Origin of the sequence: Streptomyces daqingensis, from assembly GCF_014645895.1 — a bacterium.
In the GTDB taxonomy this organism is placed as follows: Bacteria; Actinomycetota; Actinomycetes; order Streptomycetales; family Streptomycetaceae; genus Streptomyces; species Streptomyces daqingensis.
Genome location: NZ_BMMP01000015.1, coordinates 94,340 through 103,378 on the forward strand (window position 1 = coordinate 94,340; position 9,039 = coordinate 103,378).

The 9,039-nt window shown below is 72.6% G+C and carries 5 protein-coding genes; 3 read left to right on the top strand and 2 right to left on the bottom strand.

The window, feature by feature from the left end:
• Positions 1–110 precede the first annotated feature (110 nt).
• Positions 111–2,849 carry a SpoIIE family protein phosphatase gene (locus IEY56_RS21665; RefSeq protein WP_189038939.1) on the top strand — a complete coding sequence of 913 codons (2,739 nt, stop codon included), beginning with the start codon at positions 111–113 and terminating at the stop codon, positions 2,847–2,849.
• A 40-nt stretch (positions 2,850–2,889) separates the two neighbouring features.
• Here IEY56_RS21665 and txtE read toward each other — a convergent pair whose 3' ends face one another.
• Complete coding sequence (gene txtE / locus IEY56_RS21670; RefSeq protein WP_189038940.1) at positions 2,890–4,119, bottom strand: 4-nitrotryptophan synthase; 1,230 nt, start codon at positions 4,117–4,119, stop codon at positions 2,890–2,892.
• A 303-nt stretch (positions 4,120–4,422) separates the two neighbouring features.
• Here txtE and IEY56_RS21675 point away from each other — a divergent pair, with 303 nt between their 5' ends.
• Positions 4,423–5,001 (top strand): M23 family metallopeptidase, encoded by a 579-nt coding sequence (locus IEY56_RS21675; RefSeq protein WP_229712095.1) that lies wholly within the window; start codon positions 4,423–4,425, stop codon positions 4,999–5,001.
• 120 nt (positions 5,002–5,121) lie between these two features.
• On the opposite strand, the gene IEY56_RS21680 is transcribed toward IEY56_RS21675, so the two are convergent.
• Positions 5,122–8,010: an AfsR/SARP family transcriptional regulator gene (locus IEY56_RS21680; RefSeq protein WP_189038941.1), complete on the bottom strand. Its 2,889-nt coding sequence runs from the start codon at positions 8,008–8,010 to the stop codon at positions 5,122–5,124.
• Positions 8,011–8,201: 191 nt separating this feature from the next.
• Between IEY56_RS21680 and IEY56_RS21685 the strand changes: the two genes are divergently transcribed.
• On the top strand, positions 8,202–9,032 hold the full coding sequence (locus IEY56_RS21685) for a nucleotidyltransferase domain-containing protein (protein WP_229712096.1): 831 nt from the start codon (positions 8,202–8,204) through the stop codon (positions 9,030–9,032).
• The last annotated feature ends 7 nt before the right edge of the window (positions 9,033–9,039 follow it).

Here is a 9,039-nt window from a genome sequence, read left to right on the forward strand (position 1 = left end):
GCCGCAGGGCGGAGGTCACCTCTCACAGGACTGGCCCGGCACGGTTTCGCCAGCCAGCATGGGGGATGGATCACCTTCGACGGAGAAGAGGGACAGGTGGAGGGATCGGGATGGCCGGGCCGCTGAGACGTCTCCGGTCCCTGTCCCCGCCGGCACGCGACGACGCGGCCGGCCCCCGCTCGCCGGGCCGCTGGTCGCCCCTGAGTGAGGGGAGCGTCGCCCGGCAGGTGTTCGTCCTGCAGGTGGCGGTGATCCTGCTGCTCGTCCTGGCCGCGGTCGGCGCGCTGGTGCTGCAGGCCCGCACGCACGGCACGGTGGCCGCCCGCGAGAGGTCTCTCGCCGTGGCCGAGGGCTTCGCCGACTCCCCGGGGATCGTCTCCGCCCTCCGCTCATCCGATCCGACCGCCCTGCTCCAGCCGCGTGCCGAGGCGGCGCGGAAGGGTTCGGGAGTCGACTTCGTCGTCGTGACGGACACCGACGGCATCCGCTTCACCCACCCGATCAGGAACAGGATCGGCAAGAAGTTCGTGGGCGACATCGGGCCGTCGCTCCGGGGGAAGGTCCACTCGGAGACCGTCGAGGGGACCATCGGGCGGATCGTCCAGGTGGTCGTCCCCGTGACCGACGCGGACGGCTCCGTCGTCGGGCTCGTCTCGGCGGGGATCAAGGTGGAGAAGGTCAGCGGCATCGTCGACCGGCAGCTTCCGCTGGTGCTCGGAGTGGCCGCCGCGGCTCTGCTGCTCGCCACGGGAGGGACGGCGCTGGTGAGCCGGCGGCTGCGCAGGCAGACGCACGGCCTCGGCCCCCTCGAGATGACCCGCATGTACGAACACCACGACGCGGTCCTCCACGCGGTCCACGAGGGCGTGGTCATCATCGACGGCGACGGGCGGCTGCTCCTCGCCAACGACGAGGCTGTCCGGCTGCTCGGCCTGCCGCCCGGCGCGCAGGGCCGCCCCGTCGGCGAGCTCGGCCTGGAGCCGCGGACGAGCGAGCTGCTGGCCTCCGGGCGGATGGCCACCGACGAGGTGCTGCCCGCCGGGGACAGGCTGCTGTCGGTGAACAGCCGCCCCACGGACCGCGGCGGAGGGCCGCCCGGCTGGGTCGCCACGTTCCGCGACTCCACCGAGCTGCGCCTCCTCTCGCGCCGCGTCGACATGGTGCGCAAGCGGCTGCGGCTGCTGTACGAGGCCAGCGGCGGCATCGGCACCACCCTCGACGTGGTCCGCACAGCCGAGGAGGTCGCACAGGTCGCCGTCCCGGGCTTCGCCGACTACGTCACCGTCGACCTGGACGAGCTGGTCCTCCGGGGGGACGAGCCGCATTCGCGCGGCGGCGAAGGGGAGGCCGGCAGCAGCGGCATGCGGATGCGCCGTACCGCCTTCGGCGGGATCCGCACCGATCCGCCGCTCTTCCCCGTGGACTCGGTCATCACCTTCGTCCCGACCTCGCCACAGGCCCGCAGCTTCGGCAGCGGCCGGGCCGTGCTGGAACCGCGGCTGGCGGACTCCCCCGGATGGCAGGCGGTCGCCCCCGCGCGTGCCGCGCAGGTCGTCGACTACGGCATCCACTCGCTGATCGCGGCACCGCTGAGCGCGCGGGGCGTCCTGCTGGGCGTCGTCACGTTCTGGCGGTCGGAGAAGCCCGAGCCCTTCGACGAGGACGACCGCTCCCTCGCCGCCGAACTGGCCGCCCGCGCCGCGGTGTCCATCGACAACGCGCGCCGCTACACGCGGGAGCACGGCATGGCCGTCGCCCTGCAGCGGAGCCTGCTGCCGCGGGCGCTTCCCGAGCAGACCGCCGTCGAGGTCGCCTCCCGCTACCTCCCGGCGCAGGCCGGCGTCGGCGGCGACTGGTTCGACGTCATCCCGCTGCCCGGTGCCCGCGTCGCTCTCGTCATGGGCGACGTCGTCGGGCACGGCCTGCACGCCGCCGCCACCATGGGGCGGCTGCGCACCGCCGTACACAACTTCTCCGCCCTCGACCTGCCGCCCGAGGAACTGCTCGTCCACCTGGACGAGTTGGTCGTCCGCATCGACCAGGACTCGGTGACCGCGGGCGACGACCAGACCGTCACCGGCGCCACCTGCCTCTACGTGATCTACGACCCCGTCTCGCGCAACTGCGTCCTGGGAAGCGCGGGCCACCCGCCGCCGGCGCTGGTCCGGCCCGACGGCACGGTGGAGTTCCCCGACGTGCCTCCCGGGCTGCCCCTCGGCATCGGCGGCCGCCCGTACGAGTCGACGGAGCTGCGGCTGCCGGAGGGCAGCAGGCTCGTCCTCTTCACCGACGGCCTGGTGGAACGCCGCGGGCAGGACATCGACACCGGGCTGCGGCAGCTCGGCGACGCCCTGGCCCAGGCGCGGGAGTCGGCGGAGGAGACGTGCGACGCGGTCCTCGGCGCCCTGCGTCCCGAGCGCCAGAGCGACGACATCGCCCTGCTCGTCGCCCGTACGCGGGTGCTGGAGCCCGGGCGCGTCGCCGAGTGGGACGTGCCGTCCGACCCCGCGGCGGTGGCGGGCGTGCGCGGGCAGGTCACCGCCCAGCTCGCCGAATGGGGGCTGGACGACGTCGCGTTCGTCACGGAGCTGATCCTCAGCGAACTGATCACCAACGCCATCCGCTACGCGACCGGCCCCATCCGCGTCCGCCTGCTGCGCGACCGCAGCCTGATCTGCGAGGTCTCCGACACCAGCAGCACCTCGCCGCATCTGCGCTACGCGGCGACGACGGACGAGGGCGGACGCGGCCTCTTCCTCGTCGCGCAGTTCGCGGAGCGCTGGGGCACCCGCTACACGAGGGACGGCAAGGTGATCTGGTCCGAGCAGGCGCTGCCGCCGGAGGAGTGAGCCCGGTGGCGCCGTCGCCCGAAAGCCCTGCCCAGGGGCGTCAGTTGAGGCTGACGGGCAGCGAACTCAGGGACCGGAACTCCAGGTTCGGGTTCCAGACCGGTTCGCCCGCGAGCCGGATCCGCGGGTACCGGGCGAGCAACGCCGTGTAGAACCACTTGAGTTCGAGAGCGGCGATCTGCTTCCCGAGGCACGAGTGCAGGCCCGCACCGAAGGACAGGTGCTTGCCGCTGTTCGGCCGGTCGAGCTCGAAGGAGTCCGGCCGCTCGAACACCCGGGGGTCCCTGTTGGCCGCTCCCAGGAACAGGGCGACGCTCTGCCCCTCCTCGATGCGCACGCCGCCCACGTCCACGGCGCTCGACGCCACGCGCCAGGTGAACTGGTTCGAGGCGTTGTAGCGGACCACTTCACTGGCCGCGTTGGCGGCGCACGCCGGGTCCGAGAGGAACCGGTCGATCTGCACCGGGTTCGACGCGAAGGCGAGCATGCCGCTGCTCGCGGAACCCGGGGTCGTGGGCGCGAACAACGCGATGAGCAGCAGCACCAGTTGGTGGACCGTCTGCTGCGGCGTGCAGTCAGTGTCGTCCGGTGCGTTCTGCGCGAGACGGGCGATGACCGTCTCCGGCACCACCCGGCCCCGCCTCCCCAGCAGAAGCTCCTCCGCGTAGTCGTGGAGCCCGTCCAGCACGTTCAGCAGCTCGTCGAGCCCGACGGGCTGGTCCTGGGGCCCCGACCAGTACGTCATGACGGTGCCGACCCGCGGCATGACGAACTCAAGGTCCTCCTCGGGCACTCCGAAGGCACGCACGGCAGCCCGTACGGGCAGCTCGGCGGCGAGCGCGGGAACGGCGTCGAGCTCCGACGTCCCGCTCGGCACAGAGGCCACCAGTTCGGACGCCACGCTCTCGACGACCCGGCTGTAATGCTCGTGCGCGGCGCGCGTGAATGCCGGAAGCGTGGATTTCTTCAGTGCGTCGTGGAGAGGCGGATCGGTGTACATCATGACGTTCTTGGTGAAGCGGTGGTAGATGCTGTCGGGCGGCAGCGACCGGCCCGGATATTTCGCACCGAGGACGTTTCCCATGCGCTCCGCCTTGAAGCGGGGGTCGATGAGCGCGGCGGCGCAGTCGGAGTGCCTCAGCAGGGCCCAGGCGTCCAACTCCTCGCACCAGTGCACCGGTTCGCGCTCCGAGAGATCGGCATAAACCGGATAGGGATCGGACACGATACCCGGATCCGACAACGGCGACGCTTCACGTTGTTCAACCATGAAAAACCCCTTCGACTCCCCCCTGGCGGAATTGCGGATTCCCCGGCAAAGCGAGTTCGGCCGCAATTCCCTTTTCTCTCGCAGGCTATAAGCGGCCACCGGTCGCGGTGTCGGGGCCACGTGATTTCAAGCGAATGCCGCGCAATTCTCCTCGGCTCCGGGGCGGCCGGCGTACGCGCCGCAGCCGCGGCCCCTGGAGCCCGCGCCGTCCGGGCCCCCGGCTCCCCGCCCTGTTCCTGGGTTGTATCCGGTTTGTATGCCCGCCTCCTTCAATCAGCCGTCACCAGCCGAGAAGGAGAGAACATGCAGAAGCGAACGCGCCGCATGCTGGCCGCCGTCAGTGTGGCCGCCGCCGTGGTGGTCACGGCTCCGCTCGCCGTCGCGCAGGCGGGGGAGACCACCTCTTCGGAAGAGACGCTGGCGGCACGGCCGGCCTTCAAGATGCCGTTCAAGTGCGGCCAGAGATGGCGCGGCGCCAACTGGAACGGCCACAGCCCGGGGCACTCCGTCGACTGGAACCACTACAACTCCGCGGGCACCCCCGACGACCTTGGCCGCAAGGTGCTCGCGAGCGCCGGCGGCAAGGTCCTGAACTCCTACTACTCCAAGACGACCGGCTACGGCAACACGATCGTGATCGGCCACGGCAACGGCTGGCAGACGCGCTACGCCCACCTGCACACCCGTGCCGTGAGTAAGGGCGCATCCGTCAAGGCGGGGCAGGTCATCGGCAAGGTCGGGAAGACCTCCGCGAAGTACGAGCTCTCGCCGCACCTGCACTACGAGCAGATACACAGCGGCAGCGTCGTCGTCTCCGTGCTCCAGGGCGTCAAGTACCCCGATTTCACCACGCGCTTCCAGGTCAGCAAGAACGGGTGCTGACCTCCCGCGTCCACTGACCGCCCGCCGCCGCACCTCGCGGAGGACGGGCAGGCGGGGAGCCGGCGGTGCGGGCACGGCCGACGAGCCGCGTCCGCACCGCGCCTGTCTCCGCGGCGCCCGTCAGCGCAGCGACCGCAGCTTCGCGTCCACCAGCTCGGCCTGGTCGGGCGCGTCGAGGCGGCGCCACGTCGACAGGGAGCGGTGGAAGTAGCGCCGGGCGGTCTGCTCCCGTCCCGTCGCGTGGTGCAACTCGCCCAGCAGGCACGCCACCCGGGCCTCAGCGCGCCGGTCCCCGAGCTGCTGCTGCACCGCCAGGGCACCGGTCAGCAGTGCCGACGCCTCCCTGGCGTTGCCCTGACGCAGGCACAGCTCCCCGATGCTCTGCTGCACGTAGGCCGCGCAGTGCGTGTCGGCCAGATCGTCGAAGATGCCCAGCGCACGCTCCAGTTCGGCCTGCGCCACCCCCGGTTCGCCGCGCAGCTCGTGCAGTTCGGCGATCCGGCGGCGCACCTGCGCCTCGCGGTGCCTGTCGCCGACCTCCCGGGAGAGTTCCAGCGCACCGTCGAGCCAGCCGGCCGCCGCCTCGGGGTCCTTGCGCTCCAGCCACACCGAGGCGATCGCGTTGTGGGCCACCGCCTCGCCGTGCCGGTCACCGGCCTTGCCGAAACCGCGCAGCGCGTCGACGAACGCGTCGAGCGCGGCGTCCAGGTCGTCGACGACCCGGTGCACCGATCCGGCGCCGGCCGCCGCCACCGCCTCACCGGGCAGATGCCCGAGCTCCGCGAAGATCGCGCGCGACCGGTCGAAGCACTCCAGCGCCTCGGCGTACCGGTCCTGGTAAAGGTGGAGCTGGCCGATGTTGCGCAGCAGCGCCGCCGCACGCACGCAGGACTTTTCGGGCATCGCCTCGAGGACGAGCTGGTGGGTGCTGCGCCAGTCGCCGTAGTAGCCGCGCATGTCGAAGAAGCTGGCCATCTCGATCGCGAGGTCGGCGGCCCTGTCGGTATCGCCGAGCCGGACGGCGGCGCCGACGGCGATGACGAGCAGGCGGCGTTCGCTCTCGAACCATTCGACGGGCCGCGCGCGTACGGTCTCCGCCAGCGCGGCCTCCGGCCCGGTCAGGGGCTCGGGCTCGCCGAGCACCCCGAGGAAGCGGTTGGGCATCGCGGAGTTGGCGGTGCGCGCGAGGCCGATCAGCGCGTCGGTGACGAGCAACTGCTGCCGCTTCCGCTCCTCGCGGCCGTCCGCCACGGCGAGCTCCCGGGCGTAGCAGCGCAGGAGTTCGTGCATGCGGTAGCGCTGGAGTCCGACACCGTCCGTCCCCACCAGTTCGAGCAGATGCTCGTCGAGCAGCGTCTCCAGAGCGGCGGACGCCTCGTCGGTGCTGCCCGTCACCACCGCCGCCGTCCAGCCCGCCACAGCGACGTCGGCGAGCTGCCCGAAGGCGCGGAAGATCCTCATGGCGGGGGCGGGGAGTTGCCGGTAGCTCAGCTCCGCGCTGGCCCGCACCTCCATCTCGCCCGTCTGCAGCCGGTCCAGGCGCCCCCGCTCGTCGTGCAGGGAGTCGGCGAGCGCGCCGACGGCCCAGCCGGGACGGTTCGCCAGCCGGGCGCCCGCGATCCGCACGGCCAGCGGCAGCGAACCGCAGGCGGCGATGACCCGGTCGACGTCGTCCCCGCCGAGGCGCACCCGGTCCTCCCCGACGATCGCGCCGAAGAGGGCGCGGGCGTCGTCGCGGTCCATCACGCCCAGCGGCGTGTGGTGCGCCGGCAGCGCCGGCATCCGCCGGCGGGAGCTGACGAGTACCGCGGAGCCCCCGGTGCCGGGCAGCAGGGGGCGGACCTGCGAGCTGGCGGCGGCGTCGTCCAGGACGATGAGGAAACGCCGCTGCGCCAGACGCGAGCGCAGCAGCGCCGCCCGCTCGCCCGTCTCGGACGGGATGGTGCTGTCGATGACTCCGAGACCGCGCAGCATCTCCGCCAGCACGTCGCCGGGTTCGCGCGCCCGGCCGCTGGTCCCGCCCAGGTCGACGAAGAGCTGGCCGTCGGGGAACGACTCGCGGACGCGGTGCGCCACGTGCAGCGACAGCGTCGACTTCCCGGACCCCGGAGGGCCCGAGACGACCACGACGACGGGCTGGCGCCCGGCGGCCGACAGCAAGCGCTCCAGCAGGCCGATCTCGTCGGCGCGCCCGGTGAAGTCCGGTACGTCCATGGGGAGTTGGCACACCGGCACGGCTTCGGCGGTGCGGCGGCGGGCGGCGTACCCGTTGATCTCCTCTCCCATGGCGCGCAGCGGGGCGCTCGGTTCGATCCCCAGCTCCGCCGCGATGATGCGCTCCGCCTCGGCGTACGCGGAGCGGGCCTCGGCGGTGCGGCCGGAGTCGCGGAGCGCCTGCACCACCATCCGCCACAGGTCCTCCCGCAGCGGGTCCTCGGCCAGCCGGGACCGCAGATCGGCGACGAGGGACGCGTAGTCTCCCAGCCGCAGCCGGACCTCCAGGCACTCGTCGACGGCGACCGACCGCAGCCCTTCGATCCTCGCGATCTCCGGGTCCCACACCACGCTCGACGGCACGTCCTGCAGCACGCTGCCGCGCCACAGGCCGAGCGCCGACTCGTAGGCGCGCAGCGCAGCGGCGTCGTCGCCCTCCTCGCGTTCGGCGCGGGCCAGCTCCAGCCGCTGTTCGAAGAGGAGCAGGTCGAGTTCGCCGGGCTCGACGTCGAACGCGTAGCCGGACGCCTCGGTCCGGAACCCGTCAGCCGCGACGCCCGCCTCGGACAGCGCCTGCCGCAGCGTGCGGACGTAGGTGCGGACGTTGGCGACCGCGGACCGCGGCGCGCCTCCCGGCCACAGCACTTCCGTCAGCAGGTCCAGCGAGACGAACCCGCCCGGCTGCAGCAGCAGCGTGGCGAGGACGGCTCGTGGCTTGGGCCCGCCGATGCGGACGGCGACACCGTCCGTCCGCACTTTGAGCGCCCCCAGCACTCCGAATGCCGGCTCCCCCATACCGCACGCCTCCGCGATGCTCAGCAATTGCGGCGCAGCGTACCGGTGCACGGCGGGCACCGAACAGGGTTACGGGCGATGGCGTGGCCCGCTTGCACGACATGGCCCCGTTTCGTCCCGCCGAACCGGAGCGCTCCGCCCGTACGGTCGCCGCCTTCGCCGGCTCGGGTCACGGTGTGGATACTGGGCGGGTGACCGGCAGCATCGAAGAACCGGGGCCCCTCCCGGAAGGGATCCGCGACTACCTGGACGAACTCGTCGCCCGTACCCGCAGCGTGTGCGGGGAGCGGCTGGTGAGCGTCTTCGCCGTCGGCTCCCTCGCGCTCGGCGACTACCGGCACGGCCGCAGCGACGTGGACGTCACGGTCGTCGTGGAGCCCGCGCTGCCCGCATCCGCGCTGCGCGACCTCGCCGGTGCCCTCTCCCACCCTGGTCTGCACTGCCCTGCACCCGGCCTGGAACTGGTGGTCTACGGTGCGGACGCCGTGAGCCGGCCCTCCGGCGGGGCCGGGTACCTGCTGGACCTCAACACCGGTCCCCTGCTGCCGAACCGGGCGGGTTTCGACCCCTCGCGGTCCCCCGCGTTCTGGTACGTCATCGACCGCTCGGTCGCCCGACAGTCCGGGCTCCGGCTGTACGGACGTCCCGCTCGGGAAGTGATCGCCGAACCGGAGCCCTCCGAAGTGCTGGCCGCGCTCCTCGCATCCGTCCGCGAGCACAGCGACGGCGAGGGGCACCTCGCCGACAACCGTGTGCTCAACGGCAGCCGTTCGGTCGTCTTCTGCCGCACTGGCCGCTGGACGGCAAAGCGTGCCGCGGCACGCCAAGTCGCGGCGGACGAGGAGGAGTTCCGGCCGCTCCTCGAAGCGGCGGTGCGCAGCTTCGAGCGGCCGCGCTCTTCGCCCGACCCCCTCCCCGGCGCCGCCGTACGGGACTTCCTCATGTGGGTGCGCGAACGCGTCGAGCAGGCTGTCGAGGAAGGCGCAGCCGCGGCTGACGGCCCGGGAACGGCGGGCGGCTGAGCGGCCG

Excerpts from the sequence above, each read along its gene's own strand:
- IEY56_RS21665 (WP_189038939.1), top strand. The coding sequence starts at position 111 with ATGGCCGGGCCGCTGAGACGTCTCCGGTCCCTGTCCCCGCCGGCACGC.
- txtE (WP_189038940.1), bottom strand. The coding sequence starts at position 4,119 with ATGGTTGAACAACGTGAAGCGTCGCCGTTGTCGGATCCGGGTATCGTG.
- IEY56_RS21675 (WP_229712095.1), top strand. The coding sequence starts at position 4,423 with ATGCAGAAGCGAACGCGCCGCATGCTGGCCGCCGTCAGTGTGGCCGCC.
- IEY56_RS21680 (WP_189038941.1), bottom strand. The coding sequence starts at position 8,010 with ATGGGGGAGCCGGCATTCGGAGTGCTGGGGGCGCTCAAAGTGCGGACG.